This window comes from Alteromonas sp. KUL42 (assembly GCF_006538325.1).
Lineage (GTDB): Bacteria > Pseudomonadota > Gammaproteobacteria > Enterobacterales > Alteromonadaceae > Alteromonas.
The window spans coordinates 1-22,816 of the sequence record NZ_BJKK01000029.1; the positions used below are offsets into that span (position 1 = coordinate 1).

The window sequence follows — 22,816 nt, forward strand, 5'->3', positions numbered from 1 at the left end:
AAAGCTAGCCGAGCCAACTTTTTCACTTTGAAGCTTTGCTTCTCAGTAACACCTCTCTCGAAGTGGAAGCGCATTTTACATCGTTTATTTTGGATGTCAACCCTGTTTTTAAACTTTTTATTTGTTTGAAAACTGAGTTTCGCGCTTCGCTCTTTGTCTGCTTCGTTTATTCTCGAAGCCCCCTCAGAACGTGGAGCGCATTATAGTTACCTAATGAGAAAGATCAACAGTTAAATTGTGTTTTTTTGCATTTTATTCCATTTTCACGCCTAACCGCTCATTTTCCCATCATTTCTAATGACTACGTACATCTTTAGACTACTTTTTTCACATTTTATTGTTCAATTTGTTACAAATGAGTAAACTATGAGCAGCCTCCAACCCATAATAAACAATAGAAAGGTAGGTATATGAAAGTAGGCTTTATCCAATGCGCTGTTATTAGCGCTATTCTTGCAATCGCAGGTTATTTATTATTTTCTTCAGCTAGTTTAAATGTAGACACTCCACTTACCGTAGCAGCAGCGTTGTTAGTAAGCGGTATCCTCACCCCTTGGCTAGCATCTCTTATTCACAGTACATCTTCCCCAGATGCAAGAGAATCTAACTCTAAAAGTTCAACGGAAACACTTTACGTAGGAAACTTGCCTTATCGTGCAAACGAAAATGCAGTTAAAGAATACTTTAGTAGTTTTATTGAAGTTCACTCTGTTCGCTTGATGAAAGATAGAAAAACAGGTAAACGCAAAGGTTACGGTTTTATTGAAGTCATTACCGACGACTTGAGTGATGTCATTGCTAAAACGAACGATTCAACTTTCCAAGAGAGAACGTTGAAAGTAAGACCAGCTAAAGACAAAGTTGAACACGCTTAAGTAAAATACCCTCTCAATAGGTATCTCTTCAACGAGTATACGCAAGTACAAAAAAGCCCGGTCATCCGGGCTTTTTTAATTTAATTACTTCGTACTATCAAAAGGACTACTAATTATCACTTTGTGTATTAGTGTTGTTAATAGGCTGTGGTAGCCCTTCCAGTAAAGTTTGATTAAACGAATGGAAGCGATTAATGGCAGATACCAGATCGGGCACCTGTACATCTTCCATTCTGCTTATAAGACCTGCGATCAGCGTATTGTAGTCTTCATTGCTTGAAAGCTTACTTTCTACGTTATCAAAGGTTCCCATCATCTTATCAAGGTACTGAGATATTGGACTAACTATGTTGCCAAATTTAGACTTATCAGCCCCTTCCTCTTTATAGTGCTGAATATTTTCATAGGTTTTTAGCACTTCAGTTTGAGTAGTTCTATTTAACTGCAATGCATAGCCAACTAGCTCTTTATCATCAAAACCCAGATTTTTCGCTTCCTCAAACGCTTTATCAATATCACCTTTATAGAAGGTATCAGCTAGATCCTGAACTTGACCTACAAGATCGGCTATTGAACTGAGTTCATCTTCATCTAATTCACCCTTGAGTGAAAAACTAATACCGCTTCGTTCGAAATATTGATACGTGTTAGTTTGCTGCGCAGTATAGGTAGTACTGCTGCTTGCTTGTTCATCACCGTCTTGAGATTGCTCAGCATTTACTGTTTGCTCAGTAAATGACAACTGCTGTGTTGCTTGAAACGAACGCAAACTCTCAAAACTAAACGTTACTTCATCGCCATCTTTGGTTCTGATCAACAAGTTACCCGATTTCTCATCAGATGCAGATACCGCATCTAATGTGGATAGACTAACGGCATTTACAGGCTTACGGCCAAATATATCTGATTCAAGATCGTTAATACCCGTATCGATCAGATCGCGACTTTTAGTGATTCCGGTCTGCAACTCTTCATTCATAAAACCAGCAAGATCTTTTTCTGCCATTGCAAAGCCTCGGCCAACGCCTTCCCTCGCTTGGCTAAATAGACCATTTAGCTTTTCGTCACTCGCACCGCTATTTGCTGCTCCACGAATAACGCCACCTACAAACTTAAGGACATTCCTAGCCACTTTCTCAAAGTCGAAGAGACTTTTGTTTTTCTCTTCCAAGTCCTTTTCTTTTACGTCTTGTGGCTTTTGACCATCAATCTCTAGCGCTTGATTCAAGCTATTACTAACAACTTTAAGGCCAATACTTGTTTGGCTGCTTGATACAGACACAGACGCAGCTTGTTGCTTCGAAAACTCAGCGGCCTGCTGTAACCCATCTTGCTGCAATTGCTTTTTCAGTGCCTCATTGGGATGAACAGACGCATTTTGATCAGCTTTTTGGTCGCCCATAAAAGCCTTGATTTGACCCACGTTCATAATTTGATCCTCACTATCCTCAATCTTATTATCGGCACAGATTCAGCATTGTTTAATTTTAATACACCTTTTTTACATTTGCTTAGGCAAAAGACAAGCAAAATAGGATCTATGGTTATACACCCATGTATGTTTAATTCTTAGTAACGGCATTCGAGAAAGATAACTGTGGCAATTAACATTGCAGATATTTTATAAGGCACTACAATTCGCCCCCTTAAAATTGAATATACTTGAAACAGTACTTATGAGTCATGGAGAGTAAAATGACAACGCCATCCCCCCAAAGTTATCAACTTCAACTTGATGAGAAAGTTGAACGTTTGTCTGCTCTACTGACTCCATTTGCTGCGCCATCACTTTCAGTTTTTGCCTCGTCGCCTACGCATTACCGTATGCGCGCAGAGTTTCGCGTATGGCATGAAGGTGATGACCTTTATCACATCATGTTTAACCAAGAAACCAAGGAAAAGTATCGGGTTGATAATTTTCCACCTGCAAGTGAAACCATTAATGACGCCATGACAAGGCTCATTGATTTGGTTAAGCCTAGCGAAGTATTGCGCAAGAAACTATTTCAAATTGATTATTTGTCTTCGCTTTCAGGTGAGCTTGTCATCAGCCTACTCTACCATCGACAACTTAATGAAGAATGGGAAGTAGCGGCTCGCACCTTAAAAGAAACGCTAGAGCAGCACTTTGACCGCGTGAATATTATTGGCCGTGCAAGAAAACAAAAGGTGATTATAGATAATGATTTTGTAATTGAGCGATTACCTATAAAAGACAAAACTTTTGTGTTTAAGCACATCGAAAATAGCTTTACACAACCAAATGCCGCCGTTAATTGCAAAATGATCGAATGGGCCCTTGATTGCGTGAAGCCATTAACGGGTGATTTACTTGAAATGTATTGTGGCGCAGGTAACTTCTCTTTGCCGTTAGCGCTTCATTTTGACAATGTTATTGGTACAGAGATAGCGAAACCCTCGGTACAAGCTGCACAGTATAATATTGACCAAAACAACCTGACCAATGTGAAAATTGTCAGATTAGCGGCAGAAGAATTTACCCAAGCGATGAAAGGTGAACGTACATTTAGCCGCTTAGAAGGTATCAATTTAAGCGAATACAATTTTACGACAGTACTAGTCGACCCACCTCGTGCAGGTCTCGACACAGAGTCACTTAAGATGATTCAAGATTACGACAACATTGTTTATATCTCTTGTAATCCAGACACACTCGCCGACAACCTTTCGTTACTGTGTGAAACTCACGACATTGCTCAAGCAGCATTATTTGATCAATTCCCGTTTACACATCACGTAGAAGCAGGTGTGCTATTAACCCGTAAAGAAAGTAGCTAACACTGTTCGCGGTGGGTTTGAAGCAATAAAAAAGCAGCTTACTATGAAGCTGCTTTTTAATGGGCTAAAGCTTACGGTATAGATTACAAAACAGTCTAATTTACAAAACCTTCGTTTGCTCTAACAGTTAGCGGATGGTATCCCGGTTTGGCTTCTTCAAAAGCGCGTTTTGCAAATGCCTTGCCTTCAGGCGTTTTAGACAGTTCACGATACAAAGGCTTCACAAGCTTGTTGCGACCAATAGTTACCAAATAACTGTATAAGCGCTCGTAAGCTGGTTCATAAGTGTTCTCTACGGCTATCATTAACCAACTATGCGCAATTTCATTGTTCTTTGTCGTTGTCAGTGAAAACGCCGCATCTAGCTCTGCTAACTGCTCAGTGCTTAACGATGCAGGCATATTATTTAAGAAATATAACCACTCATGAACGGTCCACTGGGTAGTATCTATATCGACGGCTTTTGTTTCACCAGAAAGCCACGCGTCACGAGTCGCGTCTATTTTTACAAACGCATCTGACTCAGGGTGCGGTGCTCCTTCAGGAATACCTGATTGGAATATCCACGTGTTTATGCGTTCTGCATCCAACTTATCAGGGTACTGTGCAAGTAACGTTTTGTTCAAATATGCGATAAACGTGTCAGTAGTAATGCTTTTAAAGGCAAAATCTTTAAAGTACTGCATCAAAAATGCATCAAAGTTCTCGCGACCAATTTTGTGTTCAATTTCTCTTAAGAACAACGCACCTTTCTCGTACGGAATATTAGAAAACACATCATCAGGATTACGCCCGCGAAGATCGATAGCCAAGATCTCATCATTTTCATCTAACGCAGCTACATCGTTTTCAAGATCTTGATACCCTAAAACCGCCTCTTTCTTAAAACGATCGTGACCATAGATCATTTCCATAATGCGGTAGGTAAGATAGGTTGTAAAACCTTCATTTAGCCACAAATCGCGCCACGTTGCGTTAGTTACTGTATTACCTGACCAACTGTGTGCCAACTCGTGAGCAATTAGTGACACTAGACTCTTATCACCCGCAATTACCGTTGGCGTTATAAAAGACAAACGTGGGTTTTCCATCCCACCAAACGGGAAAGATGGCGGTAAGATTAGCAAATCATAGCGATCCCACTGATAGGGACCATAAGTTTGCTCTGTCACTTCCAACATTGCTTCAGTGTCTTCAAACTCTTTTGCAGCACTATCAAGCAACGCTGGTTCTGCATAAACACCAGTGCGCTCACCCATTGCTTTGAATTGCAAATCACCAATAGCAAGTGCAATAAGATACGATGGAATGGGTTGCGGCATAGTGAATTCATATTCACCATCACGTTCAGTAGTTGGATCATTGGCTGCACTCATTACAGCTAACAAATCTTTTGGCGTATTAATTGTTGCATCATAGGTCACTCTCACTTGTGGTGAGTCTTGCAAAGGAATGAAACTGCGTGCGTGTACCGCTTGCGCTTGGGTAAATAAGAAAGGGTGCTGTTTGCCTGCGGTTTGGGCTGGCGTTAGCCACTGAACCCCTGAAGCACTTGGTGATGTTGTATAAGCCACAGTGACTTTATCCGCGCCTTCAGGCAAGGTAATAGAGAGTGGAGTCCCTAAATCTTCGTCTTTCTCGCCCATACTAAAATCAACGGGCTGGCCATTTACTGTGACATTTTGAATAGTCAATGCTCGAGTATCTAACACAAGCGTATTGCTGTCAGGTTGAATTCGCTCTATATCGAGTGTGACATCGCCCACCAATTGCTTAGTTTCAAAATTCGCCGCCAAATTCAGGCTCAAGTGGGTTACGCGAATTTCATCTGGATTAGCAAAAGAATGGTAATCAACGCCAGATGCAATTTTAGCTTCGTCAGTTGCTGCAATTTCACTGGATGCTTTCGTCGCTTCTAATTCACTTTTTTGGTCTACATCTTTTGCGGCTGATGCTGTTTGACTGCTTTCGCTACATGCGAAAAGCACAGGTAAACACAACGCACCTGCAAGTAATCCGTATTTTTTCATATGATTTCCTAATAGGGTAAATACATATGATCATACTACCAAGCCTTTAGTTTACTGGCGACCACAAAGCGGGTCTTAAGTGGTGAAACATTGCATTTGACAAAAATGATTATGAATCTAGCGCGTGTAGACAATGTTAAGGCCAGCAAGCTGGCCTTAACAAATTCGTTATCACTACGTCAATTATGCCAGTGAGATTTCTACTTCGATATTGCCACGGGTGGCATTAGAGTATGGGCAAACTTGGTGAGCCGTATCCACTAGTGCCTGCGCTTGTTCTTTGTCTAGGTCACCAAGATCAACCGTAAGTTTAACCGCAATAGCAAAACCTGTATCGATAGGACCAATAGAAACATCACCCGTTACATTAATATCATCTGCCAACTTGATTTTTTGTGAAGCGGCAACGTGTTTTAGTGCACCAATAAAGCATGCTGAATAGCCCGCTGCAAACATTTGCTCAGGGTTTGTTCCTTCACCACCTGCGCCACCGAGTTCTTTTGGTGTTGAAAGTGCAAGTTCCAATTTTCCATCATTTGACTTTGCCGTACCTTCTCGACCGCCAGTTGCTGTTGCCGTACCTGTATAAATAACTTGCTGAAGCTTATGCATGAATTTTCTCCTTTAATGATAAAAAGCAAAACGCCATAACGAATTACTTTGCATGCAAAATAAAATAACACCATCCCTGCTTGATGATCAAGTATTTTGTATGCAAAATACAAAATGACTTCATTAAGAGAATTATCGTGTCGGAATTACTTAAATTAGAAAATCAGCTTTGTCATCGTTTTTATACGTTGTCTAATGCCTTTACTCGGGCTTATCGACCTCTGCTAAAAGCACTGGATATTACCTACCCACAATATGTAACACTGATGGCGCTGTGGGAAAGCGACAACATTACGATTGCTGAGCTACTCGATAGAACCAGCATTGATGGCGGTGCAATGTCGCTTATTCTGAAGAAGCTAGAAGACAAGACCTATTTGCGTGTTGTAAAAGATGAACAGGACAAGCGAGTAAAACGTGTTTGCTTGACGAATACAGGCAAGCAAAAAAAACATGTTGCAGAAGATGTACCTATGCAGATGCTATGCAAATTACAAGGCATGACCCGCGAAGAGAGTGAGACGCTACGAACACTCCTGGATAAGCTTAGTGGTTGTTTTAGTCAATCAACACCCTAGTTTGTCATTATTATGTCATCGCGTTTGTATGAAAGTTTGCTATCATTGGATCATTGAGCGCACACTTGTACGCTAAAGAACGCATTGACCAATGGGAGGCAAAGTGAACAGCCCTACACAAACTTCGAATACAAAAGCAACGTTGGCAGAAAGCGCAAAAGCCATTCCAGCGAAAGCATATTCAGTAGTGGAAGAATGGTTAAACAGTATCAGTCATGGCGCAGGTTTTATCGCGGCTATTGTTGGCTTAGTTTTTATGCTTTACCGCGCCGAAGATACCTTAGCGGTAACCACCGCAGCTATCTACGGCTCTTCACTTATCTTAATGTTCTTAAGTTCCACTTTATACCACGCTATTTCGCATCAACGTGCCAAAGGGTGGCTAAAGCTATTTGACCACAGTGCAATATATTTGCTGATAGCAGGTACTTACACACCTTTATTGCTTGTGGCTATTGGTGGTGTACTTGGTATCACCATGACAGCCATAATTTGGTGTCTAGCCATTGGCGGCGTGGCATTTAAATTGGTTGCGCAACATCGCTTTCCAAAAGTATCGGTCATGACGTATTTACTTATGGGCTGGATTGCACTTGGGCTTATTTATCCCCTTTATATGGCATTGCCAGGTGCAGGACTTTGGTTATTGGTTGCTGGCGGTCTTTGCTTCAGTATTGGTGTTTGCTTTTACGTTGCAAAGAAAGTGAAGTACACTCACGCCATATGGCATTTATTCGTTATTGGCGGATGCAGTTGCCATTATTTCTCAATTTATTACTTCGTGGTATAGCTCTCAATCTAGCACTTAAGTAACAAGCTGAGTCGGTAAATGTAAGACGTGGAAGTGTTAAGTTTGAAACAAGAAAGCCCTAAGGACCAAGTGAAAAGCAACCAAGGGAAAATTGCGTGGTTCTCACTTCGTACAGGCAAAATATGCTTGGGTCAAAAACCCTCTGCCGACACCTATTCTAGACTTAAAACTTTAGGTGTAACACACCTTGCTACTGTGCAAACCAGTGAAGAAGACGCACCGCTTATTCGCGATGGAGCACTTGCTGCTGAGCTGGAGTGGTTGTGGGTGCCTTTTTTACACCCTTCTGCGAAGTCGCCCACTGAAGATGTACATCTTCATCAATACCTTCACGAGTTGTCTCAAATGCTTAGCGAAGGCGCTCGAATTTACCTACACTGCGATGGTTCACAACACCGTTGCAGTCTATTGTTTTACGCCTTGTGCCATTATTGCCGCGTGCCCTCGGGAAGTGCCTATAGTGCACTTCACAGTTTTGGTGCCAATGCGGCAAATGGGTTGTCTCGTTCAGAGCTGACATGGGCTGCGGAATTAGGTCACACTGCGCCGCGAATTTAACAGTGAAAGCACCGTCCATGGTGCTTTTTACTTTTACAGTACTAAATGCAATTAGCCGTGTTGACTCACTTAAAAGCTATAGATGGTGGCGTTTGCCAATAATGCATTTTCATCTATTTTTTCTTGCACGCACTTCACCACTTCTTTGCGTGAGAACACATAGATTCTATCTCTTCGCACGTTATTATCATCTACATCGAAGTCTTTGAGTACCATGCTAATATGCTCACTTTCTGGTAGACCTCGCAGTCCAGCACCAAAGCGACACAAGGTTTCACTCATCGCCACTTCAAACCCCGCTAAGAAACTGCGATAAGCTTGCTGTTGCTTTTCTTTTCGTTCAGCGCGTTTTTGCGCTTGCTCTTTTTCAATTACTTTTAGTTCGTCTTTCATTGTTTTCGCTTTAGCTTCAACTTTTACAAGCTTTTGCTCTGACGCTTCTTTCTCGGCCAACAACTCTTTTTTACGTTCTTCATCGGCATGACGCAGTTCAAAACTAATGTCTCGAATTTCTCGCTCTACTTCTCGCGCTTGCCAAGCCACTTCACGCTGCATGTTGCGCAGCTCACGCACTTTGTCATTGCTATCAGAAAAGGCCTCAGAAACACGCATGCTTGCCGCGTCGGCATAAGCTTCCCACTCTCTTGTGGCTTCAAAAACAATATCGTCGATATTTTCAAGGGAAACCGATACCGACGGCGCAGTGGGCGCAGGAGGTACTGCTGCTACAACACTTTCAACCATGGTTTCAATTTCACGTGCCCAATTCCCGCTGTGCCCGCGCACCGACATAGTAAACACGGCGCCCTGCCCTGCTAAATAATTACTCTCAATTGTGTTTACACGCCAACTGTCTGAGGTCACATTTTGTTTTAAAGATGTTTTTAAAACACCCGACATAATTTCTAATTCATCGGCTAGGGCTTCGTATTTTTGCGTACTTTGTGCCATTGCCATATTACCCGCTGAAGAGCAAAGCATTAACGCAACTAATAAACGTTTCATAAAATCACCTACTTACTTTTGTCATAAGGTTCAGTCTTCTACTGAAGGCTGTGTGTTATCAAGGACTGGATAAGACATAGTTGCGCTATACCCCATCTCAATATCATCTATTTCATCTTGAAGTTTGCTAAATTGACGTGCATAAAAGCGCTGATCATCTATTCGCTGATCGTTGATAAACTTCAACAATTCAGAGAAATCCTGTTTGCGCTCTTCTCTGCTAGAAGTCAGTAAATACTGAGTCAATTCGGCGCTGCTTTGTTGCTGCTGTGTAGACAATGCTTGGGCATACTCTTTGAACAACTGTTGGTTAGCTACCTGATAATATTCGCGCTGTTCACCAAGTGCTTCAGCGACTTTCTGTGATACCAACGCATCAACATCTGCGGTATTCGTTTCATGGGCGAAGGTAAGTGCAACACCATTGTCTTTGATGGATATTTGCGCGCCAGTTAGCACCGCCAACAAAGCACACGCTGACATTGCGACGGCAAATCCAGACAAAGAAAAGGATTGCAGCCAGCCTTTACTTTTTTCTTGTTCAAAAAAAGTACTTTCTTTATTCCAGCGCGGCGGCGTTGGCGCACGAAACGCCGTTGCATAATGCTTAAACGTGTTACTGTTGTTAATGCGCTCAGCAAATTCGTTGTCGCTTTCACATAAGGCGTTAAACGTGGCCTGTTGATCTGGGGTTAACTCACCTTCAATATAAGCGGCAAACAACGCTTCTTTTCTTGTAAGTTCATTACTCTAACTCCAACTTTAACTTTGCTAGTGCGGCATAAAGCCTAGATTTGGCCGTATTAGTAGAAATATCCATCTGCTCTGCAATTTCCTCGAAAGTGAAATGGCCAAAAAATTTCAACTCTACAACTGCTTTTTGTGACAGTGGAAGCTGCTGCATTGCCGCCATTAAAGCTCGGCTTTCCCTATCACTGCTTAGCTGCATTTCAGGGCAAGGTGCATCGCTAAGTGGCGTTTGTATATCGTCTATATCATCATGGGGTTTGCGCTTGCGATACAATTCAATACATCGGCAATGCGCAATTCTATACAACCAACTCTTAAAACTTCCCTCGCCGGTAAAGCGCGCCAAGCTGCGAAACACTGAGACAAAAATCTCTTGCATTAAATCAGCGGCGTCATGGCTATTCCCAGTCATACGAATGCCATATTGGTACATAGCCCCTTCGTAGCGAGATATCAGCGTAAACCACGCTTTTTTGTTGCCTTTTAATGCTTGTTCCACGAGTTTTTCGTCTCGTTTTATAAACACCGTGTTCCTCGTTTTTTAATTTATTTTAATTACTTAATCACTAAGTCGATGTAGTTGGCAAAAAAGTTTGCTCTTTTGCTAACTTTTTTCAAAAAAAGTAACAAGCATCAAATTTTATAGGTGAAATACCAATAGAGAAAACACGAATATGGCAAGATAGGCTAAGTCAGTGCGTACCTTAGAGCAGCACTGACTTAGGAGGTATACAGCGGAATTATTTTAAAGTAGGAATAGGTAGTAACGGCGAGATAATTTCACCAATGCGACGGAACAATTGCATACGGGTTGTTCCCGAGCGCCAAACCAAACCGATTTCTCGAAAACCCTGCTCTTCAGCTGGGAAACTCTTAAGCCCCGTATGCTCCAATATAGACTGATTGAGTGCTAGTTCTGGTAAAAAGGTGTATCCCATTTTACTGTTGGCAAGTTGTACAAGGGTATATAGGCTACTCGCCGCAACGCTACTAATTTGGTCGCTGTGTTGCAGATTGCACGCGCTTACAGCGTGGCCCGTCATGCAGTGTTCTTGCTGAAGAAGAAAAATACTCTTTTTAGGCAGGTTCGAAATATCTATTGGGTTGGGCAACTTTTCAGCCATGTCTTTATGCGCAATTAAATGGAATGGATCGTGTCCCAATACCATTTGTTTGCACCCAGGTGTTTCCATGGGTAATGCAAGAATAAGTAAATCCAAACGGCCATCAGTTAATTGCTGTAATAACTTTTCCGTGGTGTCTTCCTGCATTTCTAAATTAATGTCAGGTAGAAACGCTGAGAATGCCCCCATCATGCCTTCAAACAAAAATGGCGCGATAGTAGGAATGACGCCAAGCTTTAATGTGCCGCGCTGCCAATTGCCGGCATTTTGCGCGTACTCTACTAATTCACCAGCCTCCTGCAACAGAACTTTACTACGCTCAACAATATCTAAACCAAGTGATGTAAAAACAAAGGTTTTATGTTCGCGCTCAAGTAACTGACTGCCGAAATGTTCTTCTAGGTTTTGTATAGCTGTACTCAACGTAGATTGGCTCACATTACAGCGCTGTGCTGCACGATGAAAATGCTGTTCTTGATAAAGCGTTACTAAATAATGTAAGTGCTTAAGATTTGGCCACTTCATTGGCATCTCTCAACTTAAAAAAATAAATCAGAATAGATAAGTTTAATCTAACATAAAGATTATGAACAACCCACCTGAAACCGCTTATATTGACGTATATTCCAGTTTGATGAATTCTTTCACCTTTTCTGGAAAGCCTAAAGAAGTAGCGGTAGGATTAGGGCAACGAAACCTTTATGCTATTGAGGGCATTATGAAAGGACACTATAAAAATATTTTGTGTGTGCTAAGTGACTCACATCGTCAAGACGACACTGTCGCCCAAGCAGTACACATCGCAAAAGCACACCAAGCTTCTTTGACCATTATGCTGGCACTAGAAGCACTTCCTCCTAATGCCAGTATGGTTATGGAATCATTTTCCTATATTGACTCGCAGCAAACCATGGAAACTCAAGCCAAACACTGGTTGAGTGAGCAAGCAGAAAGTTGGGGAAAACAATACGCTTTGGATACCACGGTAAGTGTTGGCCAGCCTCTTATTGATGTAGTGAGCTACGTTCTCAAAAACGATATCGATTTAGTTATAAAGCGAGCCGAAGAAAGCTTCCTAGACAAGTTATTTGGCAGCTTAGATATGCGCTTATTTCGCAAGTGTCCATGTCCCGTGTGGATTATCAATCACAAGCCCCGCAGTCAATATAAGAACGTGGTTGCCGCTCTTGACTTAAATTACCATTATCCGCAACACGAAGTTTCCATTCGTCGAGATTTAAACCGAGACATATTACGTCATGCGTCTCAAATAGCGCTGCTTGAGTTTGCACAGCTACATATTGTTCATGTGTTTGACGCTGTGCCAGAGAATATTGCTAGAGACGGTTTTATCACGGTAGACAATGACAGAATGGAGACCGACCTTGCCAAAATTCACGCAGAGCGCGAAGCTGAGCTCGAAAGCTTGTTAGAAGAGTTAAACCAAGAGTTAGACGATAGCGTGGTTGAATACTTAAACCCGCAAAAACACATTGTGCATGGCTACCCTAGAAGAGAAATTGCCGCCACTACCACCTCTTTGGATACAGACATCATTGTAATGGGAACAGTAGCACGTTTGGGTGTACCTGGTTTTATTATGGGAGATACGGCGGAAGAAACTATTCAACAGCTACAATGTGCTGTAGTGGGAATTAAACCCAGAGGTTTTGAAACGCCTATATCATTCAAAAAGTAATAAGCCGACAACAACTTCCTAAAATAAAAATGCCGCACAATATTTTGTGCGGCATTTTTTTAAATCAGTTTATCTAAGCATGTCTATGCTACGCCAAACGCCGCTTTCAAAATAAAGAAGAATATGATCGATAATATCGCACCGGCTGGTAGGGTAACAATCCAAGAAACCACAATATTTCTTACAATACCCAAGTTAAGTGCAGACACGCCACGTGCAAGACCAACACCAAGCACAGCCCCAACCAACGTTTGTGTCGTTGAGATTGGTAAGCCCGTACCTGACGCGATAACAACGGTACATGCTGCTGCCAATTCTGCCGCAAAACCACGACTCGGTGTTAAATGCGTAATTCCCTGACCTATCGTTTTGATAACGCGATGGCCAAATAAAGCCAATCCAGCTACTATCCCTAAACCACCTAGTGGCAAAATCCACGGCGCTAATGTTGCACTTGAATTGATAGTACCGCCACTGCTAACCACACTTACTACAGCAGCTAATGGACCTATAGCATTTGCCACATCATTTGAACCATGAGCAAAAGCCATACAACACGCCGTAACCACCATAAGCAACGCAAAAACTTTTTCGACGTTAGCAGCTTGTAAGTCAGCATCTTCTGAACCACTAAACTTCATACGCCCAATAAACCACTTGCCGACTATTGCAAGCAATATAGATATCGCAATAGCGAGAAGATAACCGTTCGTTGCGCTTAGCTCGAGGCCAACGTGCTTAAGACCCTTTTTGATAGTTACCAATGACATTACGAAGCCAGCTAGTGCCATATAAAATGGTACATAGCGCTTCGCATTTTCAAACGGAGATTGGGTCTGAAAGATCAACTTGTGGGCGCTCATAAAAACTAAGATATGCGATGATGCCTGAGATAGCAGGTGTAACCACCCAACTTCCAACAATACCGCCAACCTTGTCCCACGAGACAGCGTCCATACTCACGCCCGTGGCAGTAAACCCAATAATGGCTCCGATAATAGAGTGTGTAGTAGAAACCGGCCATCCAAGCCATGATGCAATTGCTAACCAAATTCCGGCTGCAAGTAATGATGAGATCATACCCAATACTAAGTATTCTGGTATATCAATAAAATAGGCTGAATCAATAATGCCTTTACGGATAGTTGAAGTTACTTCGCCACCCGCAAGGTAAGCGCCAGCAAATTCAAATATCATTGCGATAATGATTGCTTGTTTTATAGTTAAAGCCTTAGAACCTACCGACGTGCCCATAGCGTTAGCAACGTCGTTTGCTCCAATACCCCACGCCATGACGAAACCAACGCCAGCAGCAAGTAGAATAAGAATTAGGCCATAACTTTCAAAAAATTCCACGGATAATCGCTCCCGATCTAAACGCGATTTAAGCTGGATGCCACTCGGTGGCGTAGCACAGTCTCTTTACCCATTAGGTTACAGAGAGAAGTTAAAGACAAATTGTGTTTTATCATAAGCTTCGATTAAATTTTGCACGATCTGTTCTTGGCTGCGGCGCATGATAACGTAATCGTCATAGAAGCCATAGTGAAAATCACTCAAAAACGATAAAAGTATACGTAATTAGTAGAATACGATGATAAAACCACCAAATATTTCAGTTTTATGACAAATAAATTCTCATCTTTTTATCGCGAGTCAATTTTGCTTATTTGCTAACTGACCATTTGGACAAGATTAGGTCAGATCTTCTAACTTTTGCTTCATATTTTCGAGCGGTGTATGCCGCACATCGGTGCCTCGGGTAAGATAAACCACATACTCACAAACGTTCTTGCATCTATCGCCTATTCGCTCTAATGAGCGCAATGCCCAAAGCACATCAAGCCAGTCTTGCATATCTTGCGTACTTTTTTCCATTTCAGATGTGGTATAGGCCAACAGCCGCTTATATTCACTATCGATGCGATTGTCTTGGTCATAAACGATGAGTGCTGCTTCTTCATCTTGACGCGCAAACGCATCAAACGTTCCTCTCATCATAGCCGCAACCCGCTCCCCAATAAGTAACATGCTACTTTTAATGGTGTCAGATGATGGCAACTTATTACGCGTGACTAGTTTTGCGATTCGTTCAATTTCATCACCCATACGCTCTATATCGGTTATGGCCTTTGAAATAGTCATAATAAGGCGAAGATCACTGGCGGTAGGATGACGTTTTGCAATAATCCGCAAACACTCTTCATCTATCTGTACTTCCATGGAATTGATCTTAAGGTCGTTGAGTACCACTTTTTCAGCTAGTCCCGCATGATTATGCTTTACCGCTTTTAAGGTATCGACGAGCTGCTGTTCAACTTCACCGCCCATAGTTAATACAGAATTACGCAAATTCTCTAACTCAATATTGAAGGTGCCTGAGATATGCGTATTTAGAGCGACTTGGCGCATTTTAATGTCTCCTGTGCATGGTGATTGAACACGGTTACGTTACTAGCAGCGCGTATCACAACATAATTACTCACTTTAAAACTAACCATAGCCACCTGTTTAGCCATAACGTCCTGTAATGTAATCCTCGGTCTGCTTTTTGTCTGGCATGGTAAAGAGAGTATCACTGTCTGCGTATTCAATAAGTCTACCTTGATGAAAAAACGCAGTATAATCACTTACACGAGCGGCTTGTTGCATATTGTGGGTAACAATGATGATGGTGCAGTGCTTTTTAAGCTCATCCATCAACTCTTCTATGAACAGCGTAGTTAAAGGGTCAAGGGCAGAAGTAGGTTCATCAAGTAGTAAAATATCTGGCTTTAAAGCCAATGCCCGAGCGATGACTAAACGCTGCTGTTGACCACCAGATAATACGTGGGCCGATTCAAATAAACGGTCTTTCACTTCGTTCCAAAGCGCCGCTTGTTTCAGCGCACTTTCAACCGCATCATCTAAATGGCGTCGTATTTTTACACCTTGCAATTTTAATCCGTAGCACACATTTTCATAAATGCTCATTGGGAATGGGTTGGGACGCTGAAATACCATACCTACCTTGGTACGCAAACGTGAGACATTCACTTTTCGGCTGTTTATGTCTCTATCATCAATGATAATCTCACCATCGTAACGACAACCATCATATAAATCGTTCAGGCGATTGAAGCAATTGATAAGGGTAGATTTCCCACAGCCACTCTGCCCAATAAGGGCGGTTATCTTTTTCTTAGGGATACGCATACAAATGTCATCTAACACTTGCTTATTTCCAAACCACAAATTGAGATTCTTCACCTCAATGGCTGTTTGCTCTTGGCTAATGTCCTTTACGCTAAGCGTATTGTGCTCAAACAACTTTAACATGGTTATCCCTTGTGATAGCGTCTACGTAAGCGGGCTCTAAGTATTACAGCCAGTATATTCAGTACAAACACAACAACTAATAACAATAGGCACGCTGCAAACATCATACTTGCACTTTTTCCATCCGTTTGACTGTGAAAAGCACCATCATATATAAGCACACCCAAATGCATGAATTGACGGTCGAGGTGCAAAAATGGAAATTCACTATCAATTGGCAGTGTTGGGGCAAATTTTACTGCGCCAACCAGCATTAGTGGGGCAACCTCACCGGCAGCCCTTGCGATAGCGAGGATCACACCAGTCATAATGCCCGGTGAGGCAATAGGTAAAATAGTGCGAACTATAGTTTCGAATTTCGTTGCACCAAGTGCATAACTACCCGCTTTTAAACCTTCGGGAACGCGTCTTAGCCCCTCTTCAGTTGCTACAATAACAACCGGCAAAGTCAATATTGCCATGGTCAGTGACGCCCAAAAAACACCTGGGCTCCCCATAGTAGGCGCGGGCAATGTATCGCTGAAGAACAATTCATCAATGCTTCCACCTAGTGTGTAAACAAAAAAGCCCAACCCAAACACCCCATATACTATTGAGGGGACGCCTGCCATATTACTCACGCACACCCGAATAACGGTGGTGAGGCTAGTATGAGGAGCATATTCATTGAGATAAATGGCAGCTAACACACCAAAAGGTGTCACTATGATTGTCATCAGAAACACCATAAGTACCGTGCCAAAAAGTGCAGGGAAGACACCACCTGAGGTGTTTGCTTGCTTAGGAGACTCCGTTAGAAAGATAGCAACTTCACTAAGTAGCACCTTCCATTTTTCATACACAGTTAAACGACTTACAAAGTCAATATCTTGAATACTAGCAACAGGCACTAACATCCCTTCCCCATTCGGAAATACTATGCGTAGTTGGTATTCCGCTCTTTGCTTTTCTAGCGCGAAAATACGCTTTTGGTAGATATTAAACGTATTGACTAACTTTTCCCTCGCGGGCGCATCTTTAACAACATCTCGTTTATCGAACTGAGAAAGTGCTTCGTGTACGGGCGCTAAATGCGTGGAATTAATGCTTTCTATTTGTGCGGTGATTAACGCAGCTTCACTCGCGACAGCGCTAAATTCAGTCAGTGACTTCTGCGCATGGGTTGGTGTTATGATATATTCAGGTAACGCCAGTATACGCCTGCCGTCTTTTAACTTTATTTCAGCACTATCAAGGGCCAACTCCACACTGTCCAATCCACCTTGCTCAATGCGAATTTGTGATCCATAGGGGTGTTTTGCATTCGAATATTTTAGCGTGACTTCTTGTTCTGACAAATCACGGTATATATTAGCCAGCACAGGAAACTCGCCACTCTCGTGTTTACTGGTAATCAAGTATATCGGCTCGGGCCAAAAATAAGCCACGCCTCTATAACCAATAAGGACTAACACACTCACAAGAGCAATCAACAATAAGCTGGTAAAAAACGCGGTTAAGCTGATCACCAATGACTGGCGCTGTACTGCGTTGAGCCCTTTGAATGTCGAATTAGCCAAGGAATACTCTCCCGCGTACTTTTTGACGAATAAGTTCAGCAAGAGTATTCATTAAAAACGTGAACAAAAACAAAATACACGCGGTGAAAAAAAGAATTTGATAGTGCGCTGAAGACACGTCAGCCTCAGGTAGTTCAATGGCTAAATTGGCGGTTAAAGCACGTAACCCCTCTATTAATCCCCAACTGGATATGGGCGTATTTCCGGTTACCATCAATACGATCATTGTTTCACCAAAAGCGCGCCCAAACCCCAACATGATGGCAGCAACAATACCAGGTAAAGCAACATGTAATACAACGTGAATTAGTGTTTGCAAACGCGTAGCTCCCAGAGCAAAAGACGCGTGTTTCAAATCACTGGGCACTCCGTTGATTGCATCTTCCGCCAATGAGTAAATACTGGGTGAAATTGCTAAACCAAGAGCAATAGCCACAACAATAGTTGTTTTTCCAATCGGGCTACTTGATTCCCCTGCCAATAGCGTAAAGGTATCTGTATCGAACAATGACAATATGAATTGAGGGGCAAATTCTACGCTGACAAAACCAAGCATAAATACGCCTGAAATAGCGAACAAAAGCTCCGCACCATGCCGTAACTTTTTGGGTAATTTTTCTGCTACGGGTCTTTGTACTGTGGCTACAGCTAAAAGAACAAATGGCACAACTACAAGAAAAAACGCAAAGGAAAATAGGAACTGTTCAGCCTTAGGAGCAAGCCAAATGGCTGCGATGAAGCCAATTAAAACACTGGGAATGGCCTCAAGAAGCTCGATGGCAGGCTTGAGCACATTACGCAGCTTATTTTTAGCAAAAAAAGCCGTGTAAATGGCTGCGCCTATAGCCACCGGAATAGCAATAAGTAGTGCCAACAAGGAAGCTTTTGTGCTTCCAATTAGTAAAGGGGTTAGACTAAACTTTGCTTCTTGAAAATCTGAAGCACTGGTGGTTTGCCACACTGTTTCCTCGCTGTCATAGCCTTCATAATGTTGAGGACTAAACAACGATGACCACGTCGTTATGCCACTCAGGTGCTTCCCTTGCCAAATCGTTAATGCTTTATCCGAAATGCCATAAAGCTTGTCACCAAACCATATTATTTGATAAGGCTGAGCAGAAATACCTTGTGTTTTAACTTGCTCACCAGATACGCGATTTATCAATATGATGCGTTGCTTGGTGGTTAAAAGTGCAACCAAGTTCATGCTCGCATGCTCTGCCACATCCCTAACGGTTTCCCCTTCGTTTAAAGTAAGCCTATAAGATTCGCTGAACGTAAGGCCATTGTCACTTTGTGATAACACCCAACGCGATACTTGATGAGAACTTGTATCCGCTAGAAAAAACGTTCTATGCTTAGCAAGTGCAAATAACGAAACACTATCGTTTGAATAGTCAACCTCTGCATCGCCAATTTCTGTTGTGATCACCGTTAGTACATTTGCCTCATCCCTCACTCGATTAAAGTAAAGTCCGTTATCCGTACGAAGCAGTAAACTTTCACTGCCAGGCATCAGTAGAAAATCGTTTACGTCGGTGAAAGTTTTATCAATGATGTTCGTGGGACGTTTTCGATTTACCCAGCGAACAAATAAAGACGAGTCTTGTACAATCGCGAATACAATCCACTTGCTCGATAGTGCGATACGCCAGTCACTTCTGCTGTTCCATCTGTCTTTGGGTAACGCAAATGCAATATGGTGGTGAAAACTCGACGAAGACATTTCACTACTTGCATGTTCCTCATGTGAAGTATTGCTGAGCATGTCAAAGCCGCGAACAGGAATAACTCTAACCTGTGCATTGGGGGAAACATCAACAATATAATTTTCGCCCAGTGCGTGGTACGTCGTTAAAGCATAGTCACAGGGGCGAATATAATCGTGCTTGGTAGTCAGCACTTGATTGTCGAGTACCTTGAGACCTAAACGACAGTTTTCCTTCTGTACTAATAGCGGCTGACCGCTAATTACATCGCCAGCGCTGATAATACGCTCTGGTTTACTAACCTCGAAGGTCGATATGAATTGAAGACTAGGGATATAGGCAAGTGGAAGTGCTTGACTGACCAAGTGAGTGATGAGAATGACCAAGGTCAACAAGACTAACCCGCCAAAACCCGTGACGACATAACGAGACCATCGATCGTTGCGCTGGCGTTTTTTGTTAATACTGTGGCGGTTGAAACTCATTGTTCATTCTTTTCTCAAATATTCTTCTTTTAAAAAGAGAATTTGGCAAAAATTGCGCTGGTGAGCAGTGTAAGTTTTGTTATGCTAATAGCAAGTGAAAATTTATCGCATACCGTAGCGGTTCTCATGCTGCGCTATGGTATTACCCTGCAATTAGACGATCAAAGAATTTCTTTTCCAACCCGCCGAGGAGCACGACATGCAGTCATTGGTTATTAGCATAATGGGTAAAGACAAGCCTGGTTTAGTTGACGCGCTAGCCAAGTGTATATACAAACATCAAGGAAACTGGCAAGGCTCTAGCTTTGCGCATATGGCTGGTATGTTTACTGGCTTTGTGGAAGTACATGTAGCTGCGGAAGAAAAAGAAGCTCTTGTTACCGCACTTGACGCTATTAAAGACCTATCAGTGCAATCCGTTGCCGTTGCTGCATCGCAAGAAAGTAATACGACAAAGTTAACTGTCGATGTTATGGGCAATGATAAAACAGGTATTGTGCAAGAGCTCACCTCTGTACTTAACCAGTTCAATTTAAACATTCTTACGTTTGCCTCGCATTGCGAGAGCGCACCTAACTGGGGAAGTTTGATCTTTAAAGCGAAGGCCGAGATTGCTGTGCCCGAAAACTTCGATGATCGTGCGCTGCAAGACGCACTTGAAGCATTAGCTAACGATTTAGTTGTAGATATTTCTGCAACCCGTTAACGAAGGACCTGAGCGTCAACATAGTTGCCCATTCTAACTACACAACTATGTTGACGCTGTCACAGTAGTGTCACTGACTCATGGCAGTCTTTGACCTTTTTTATGAACGTAATTTGAGACATTATGGATAGCGACGTTTTATATTATCCCAAAGAACTAAGCTGGCTGGCGTTTAATGAACGCGTATTGCAAGAAGCTGCTGACAAAAACAATCCTGCTGTAGAGCGTATTCGCTTTCTAGGCATTTACTCAAACAATCTCGACGAGTTCTATCGAGTGCGCGCAGCTGACGTAAAACGTCAAATTACCATTGCTCAAAACGATGGCAATGAAGAAGAAGCAGAGCGTCAAACCCTATTGATGGCGCAAATTCAGAAGAAAGTTGTCCAGCTTTCCGAAAAATTCGACCAGATACACAAAGACGTCTTAAGAGCACTTGCCCGCTACAACATCCATATTCTGCGCAAAGATGACCTTGATGATTATCAACGCCAGTGGGTACGCAATTTTTTTGTCAACAAAGTACTTCGTCATATTGCGCCTATTCTCATCGACAAAAAAACCGACTTATTAAGTCGCTTAAACGGTACCTCGGTTTATCTTTATGTTGCCCTGCGACGCCACGAACGCAACCCGCGATTTGCCGTAGTGCAAGTACCGACCACAGAAATGTCTCGTTTTATGCTCATCCCTCCACAAAAGAGTCGCAAGAAGAAGAACATCATTCTTCTCGATGACATGATTCAATTGTGCCTTGAGGACATTTTCCGCGGCTTTGTAAAGTTCGACGAGATAGAATCATTTTCTTTTAAAATGACCCGCGATGCGGAATATTCCATAAACGAAGAAATTGACGAGAGCTTCGTGGAAAAAATGTCCGAAAGTATGAAGCAGCGTCTTATCGCCGAGCCTGTTCGCGTTATTTACGACAACAACATGCCTCAAGACATGCAGCAAGACTTGCGCAAGCGCTTGAAAATAACCAAACTTGATACCATGCATGCTGCTGGGCACTATCGTAACTTTAAAGATTTTATCGGGTTCCCCAACGTTGGCCGAGAATACTTAGAGCACGCACCGTTGCCGGCTATCGATAGCAATGCTTTTTCAAAGCACAATACGGTATTCGATGCCATTACCGCGCGAGATATTTTGCTGTATTACCCGTATCACAGGTTTTTGCACTTTACCGAGTTTGTGCGTCAAGCCGCCTTCGACCCCAACGTAAAAACCATCCGTATTAACATATACCGCGTAGCCAGTAATTCACGTATTATTAATTCACTTATTGATGCGGTAGACAATGGTAAAAAAGTGACCGTAGTAGTGGAACTACGCGCGCGCTTTGATGAAGAGGCCAATATCCAGTGGTCAAAACGCATGACCGACGCGGGTATCCGCGTAATACTTGGCGTACCCACACTAAAAATTCACTCAAAACTGTGCATTGTAACCCGTGAAGAGCGAGGTAGTTTAGTTAACTACGCGCACTTTGGTACCGGTAACTTCAACGAAAAAACCGCTAAAATCTATACCGACTACAGTTTGTTTACGCGCAACCAAGAATTAGCCGATGAGGGTGTGGCTGTATTCGATTTAATTCAATACCCCTACCGCCGCTACAAGTTCCAACATTTGCAAATTTCACCGTTAAACGCACGAACTAAAATTCAGTCGCTTATTCGTCAAGAAATTCAGCACCTTAACCAAGGGCATAAAGCGCAAATCACGTTTAAAATTAATAACCTTGTAGATAAGGAATTAATGGATGATTTATATCGCGCAAGCCAAGCTGGCGTGAAGATAAGAGGTATCGTGCGAGGAATGTGCTCACTTAATCCAGGTATAAAAGGGGTAAGTGAAAACATCGAGATCATTTCTATTGTTGATAGGTTTTTAGAGCACCCTCGCGTAATGATTTTTGAAGGTGGTGGTGACAGAAAAGTGTATATTTCCTCTGCTGACTGGATGACGCGCAATATGGACAACCGTATCGAAGTGGGCTGCCCTGTGTATGACAAAGGGCTTCAACAGCGCATTGTTGATATAATGGAGCTACAATTTAAAGATACCCTCAAGGCTCGAGTGATTGACAAGGATCAGAGCAACAAGTACGTTCGCAGGGGTAATCGTAAAAAACTTCGCTCTCAAATAGAGATTTATGACTATTTGAAAAAGCTTGAAGAAACTATGTAGGA

Annotated in this window: 19 protein-coding genes and 1 pseudogene; 8 read left to right on the forward strand and 12 right to left on the reverse strand. The window is 42.4% G+C overall.

The annotated features are described in order from the left end of the window. Positions 1-410 precede the first annotated feature (410 nt). Positions 411-875, forward strand: coding sequence for an RNA-binding protein (locus EYR97_RS21215; RefSeq protein WP_131095753.1), 465 nt, complete (start codon positions 411-413; stop codon positions 873-875). Positions 876-984: 109 nt separating this feature from the next. Here EYR97_RS21215 and EYR97_RS21220 read toward each other — a convergent pair whose 3' ends face one another. Further along, the gene (locus EYR97_RS21220) at positions 985-2,304 is read right to left on the reverse strand and encodes a DUF5610 domain-containing protein (protein WP_131095754.1); all 1,320 of its coding nucleotides are present in this window, start codon (positions 2,302-2,304) and stop codon (positions 985-987) included. Between the two features lie 266 nt (positions 2,305-2,570). On the opposite strand from EYR97_RS21220, the gene trmA reads away from it, so the two are divergent. Beyond that, entirely contained in the window at positions 2,571-3,674 is a 1,104-nt protein-coding gene (gene trmA, locus EYR97_RS21225) for a tRNA (uridine(54)-C5)-methyltransferase TrmA (RefSeq protein WP_131095755.1), read from the forward strand. 95 nt (positions 3,675-3,769) lie between these two features. On the opposite strand, the gene EYR97_RS21230 is transcribed toward trmA, so the two are convergent. Both EYR97_RS21230 and EYR97_RS21235 read right to left on the reverse strand, forming a co-directional pair. Then, positions 3,770-5,704, reverse strand: coding sequence for a M1 family metallopeptidase (locus EYR97_RS21230; protein WP_131095756.1), 1,935 nt, complete (start codon positions 5,702-5,704; stop codon positions 3,770-3,772). 183 nt (positions 5,705-5,887) lie between these two features. Then, positions 5,888-6,316 carry an organic hydroperoxide resistance protein gene (locus EYR97_RS21235; protein WP_131095757.1) on the reverse strand — a complete coding sequence of 143 codons (429 nt, stop codon included), beginning with the start codon at positions 6,314-6,316 and terminating at the stop codon, positions 5,888-5,890. A gap of 137 nt (positions 6,317-6,453) precedes the next feature. Between EYR97_RS21235 and EYR97_RS21240 the strand changes: the two genes are divergently transcribed. The 3 genes from EYR97_RS21240 (at position 6,454) to EYR97_RS21250 (ending at position 8,263) form a co-directional block, all read left to right on the forward strand. Beyond that, a complete protein-coding gene (locus EYR97_RS21240) occupies positions 6,454-6,894 on the forward strand; it encodes a MarR family winged helix-turn-helix transcriptional regulator (protein WP_131095758.1) in 441 nt (146 codons plus the stop codon). 142 nt (positions 6,895-7,036) lie between these two features. Next, positions 7,037-7,684 carry a hemolysin III family protein gene (locus EYR97_RS21245; RefSeq protein WP_131095774.1) on the forward strand — a complete coding sequence of 216 codons (648 nt, stop codon included), beginning with the start codon at positions 7,037-7,039 and terminating at the stop codon, positions 7,682-7,684. A gap of 63 nt (positions 7,685-7,747) precedes the next feature. Then, positions 7,748-8,263, forward strand: a complete 516-nt coding sequence (locus EYR97_RS21250; protein WP_404840981.1) for a hypothetical protein — start codon at positions 7,748-7,750, stop codon at positions 8,261-8,263. A 69-nt stretch (positions 8,264-8,332) separates the two neighbouring features. Here the strand turns inward: EYR97_RS21250 and EYR97_RS21255 are convergent, their stop codons facing one another. From EYR97_RS21255 to EYR97_RS21270, 4 genes are all read right to left on the reverse strand, one after another. Continuing rightward, positions 8,333-9,268, reverse strand: coding sequence for a hypothetical protein (locus EYR97_RS21255; RefSeq protein WP_131095760.1), 936 nt, complete (start codon positions 9,266-9,268; stop codon positions 8,333-8,335). Between the two features lie 30 nt (positions 9,269-9,298). Further along, the gene (locus EYR97_RS21260) at positions 9,299-9,991 is read right to left on the reverse strand and encodes a hypothetical protein (RefSeq protein WP_131095761.1); all 693 of its coding nucleotides are present in this window, start codon (positions 9,989-9,991) and stop codon (positions 9,299-9,301) included. Between the two features lie 22 nt (positions 9,992-10,013). Continuing rightward, positions 10,014-10,544: an RNA polymerase sigma factor gene (locus EYR97_RS21265; protein WP_131095762.1), complete on the reverse strand. Its 531-nt coding sequence runs from the start codon at positions 10,542-10,544 to the stop codon at positions 10,014-10,016. 214 nt (positions 10,545-10,758) lie between these two features. Further along, positions 10,759-11,667, reverse strand: coding sequence for a hydrogen peroxide-inducible genes activator (locus EYR97_RS21270; RefSeq protein WP_131095763.1), 909 nt, complete (start codon positions 11,665-11,667; stop codon positions 10,759-10,761). Positions 11,668-11,860: 193 nt separating this feature from the next. On the opposite strand from EYR97_RS21270, the gene EYR97_RS21275 reads away from it, so the two are divergent. Further along, positions 11,861-12,841, forward strand: a complete 981-nt coding sequence (locus EYR97_RS21275; protein ID WP_131095775.1) for a universal stress protein — start codon at positions 11,861-11,863, stop codon at positions 12,839-12,841. A gap of 83 nt (positions 12,842-12,924) precedes the next feature. On the opposite strand, the pseudogene EYR97_RS21280 reads toward EYR97_RS21275, so the two are convergent. The 5 genes and pseudogenes from EYR97_RS21280 to EYR97_RS21300 form a co-directional block, all read right to left on the reverse strand. Beyond that, positions 12,925-14,197 (reverse strand): annotated as a pseudogene (locus tag EYR97_RS21280) (inorganic phosphate transporter). Positions 14,198-14,536: 339 nt separating this feature from the next. Continuing rightward, on the reverse strand, positions 14,537-15,253 hold the full coding sequence (gene phoU / locus EYR97_RS21285; RefSeq protein ID WP_131095764.1) for a phosphate signaling complex protein PhoU: 717 nt from the start codon (positions 15,251-15,253) through the stop codon (positions 14,537-14,539). A gap of 99 nt (positions 15,254-15,352) precedes the next feature. Next, a complete protein-coding gene (pstB, locus tag EYR97_RS21290; RefSeq protein ID WP_131095765.1) occupies positions 15,353-16,159 on the reverse strand; it encodes a phosphate ABC transporter ATP-binding protein PstB in 807 nt (268 codons plus the stop codon). A gap of 2 nt (positions 16,160-16,161) precedes the next feature. Further along, positions 16,162-17,718 carry a phosphate ABC transporter permease PstA gene (gene pstA, locus EYR97_RS21295; protein ID WP_131095766.1) on the reverse strand — a complete coding sequence of 519 codons (1,557 nt, stop codon included), beginning with the start codon at positions 17,716-17,718 and terminating at the stop codon, positions 16,162-16,164. Further along, the gene (locus EYR97_RS21300) at positions 17,711-19,912 is read right to left on the reverse strand and encodes an ABC transporter permease subunit (protein ID WP_131095767.1); all 2,202 of its coding nucleotides are present in this window, start codon (positions 19,910-19,912) and stop codon (positions 17,711-17,713) included. The genes pstA and EYR97_RS21300 overlap by 8 nt, the downstream gene beginning before the upstream one ends. Before the next feature lie 199 nt (positions 19,913-20,111). Here EYR97_RS21300 and EYR97_RS21305 point away from each other — a divergent pair, with 199 nt between their 5' ends. Together EYR97_RS21305 and ppk1 are read left to right on the forward strand one after the other, a co-directional pair. After that, entirely contained in the window at positions 20,112-20,618 is a 507-nt protein-coding gene (locus EYR97_RS21305; protein WP_131095768.1) for a glycine cleavage system protein R, read from the forward strand. A gap of 123 nt (positions 20,619-20,741) precedes the next feature. Beyond that, entirely contained in the window at positions 20,742-22,814 is a 2,073-nt protein-coding gene (gene ppk1 / locus EYR97_RS21310; protein ID WP_131095769.1) for a polyphosphate kinase 1, read from the forward strand. Positions 22,815-22,816: the final 2 nt, after the last annotated feature.

Coding starts and splice junctions, on each gene's coding strand:
- EYR97_RS21215 (WP_131095753.1), top strand. CDS start 411: ATGAAAGTAGGCTTTATCCAATGCGCTGTTATTAGCGCTATTCTTGCA.
- EYR97_RS21220 (WP_131095754.1), bottom strand. CDS start 2,304: ATGAACGTGGGTCAAATCAAGGCTTTTATGGGCGACCAAAAAGCTGAT.
- EYR97_RS21255 (WP_131095760.1), bottom strand. CDS start 9,268: ATGAAACGTTTATTAGTTGCGTTAATGCTTTGCTCTTCAGCGGGTAAT.
- trmA (WP_131095755.1), top strand. CDS start 2,571: ATGACAACGCCATCCCCCCAAAGTTATCAACTTCAACTTGATGAGAAA.
- phoU (WP_131095764.1), bottom strand. CDS start 15,253: ATGCGCCAAGTCGCTCTAAATACGCATATCTCAGGCACCTTCAATATT.
- ppk1 (WP_131095769.1), top strand. CDS start 20,742: ATGGATAGCGACGTTTTATATTATCCCAAAGAACTAAGCTGGCTGGCG.
- EYR97_RS21270 (WP_131095763.1), bottom strand. CDS start 11,667: ATGAAGTGGCCAAATCTTAAGCACTTACATTATTTAGTAACGCTTTAT.
- EYR97_RS21305 (WP_131095768.1), top strand. CDS start 20,112: ATGCAGTCATTGGTTATTAGCATAATGGGTAAAGACAAGCCTGGTTTA.
- EYR97_RS21230 (WP_131095756.1), bottom strand. CDS start 5,704: ATGAAAAAATACGGATTACTTGCAGGTGCGTTGTGTTTACCTGTGCTT.
- pstB (WP_131095765.1), bottom strand. CDS start 16,159: ATGTTAAAGTTGTTTGAGCACAATACGCTTAGCGTAAAGGACATTAGC.
- EYR97_RS21275 (WP_131095775.1), top strand. CDS start 11,861: ATGAAAGGACACTATAAAAATATTTTGTGTGTGCTAAGTGACTCACAT.
- EYR97_RS21300 (WP_131095767.1), bottom strand. CDS start 19,912: ATGAGTTTCAACCGCCACAGTATTAACAAAAAACGCCAGCGCAACGAT.
- EYR97_RS21235 (WP_131095757.1), bottom strand. CDS start 6,316: ATGCATAAGCTTCAGCAAGTTATTTATACAGGTACGGCAACAGCAACT.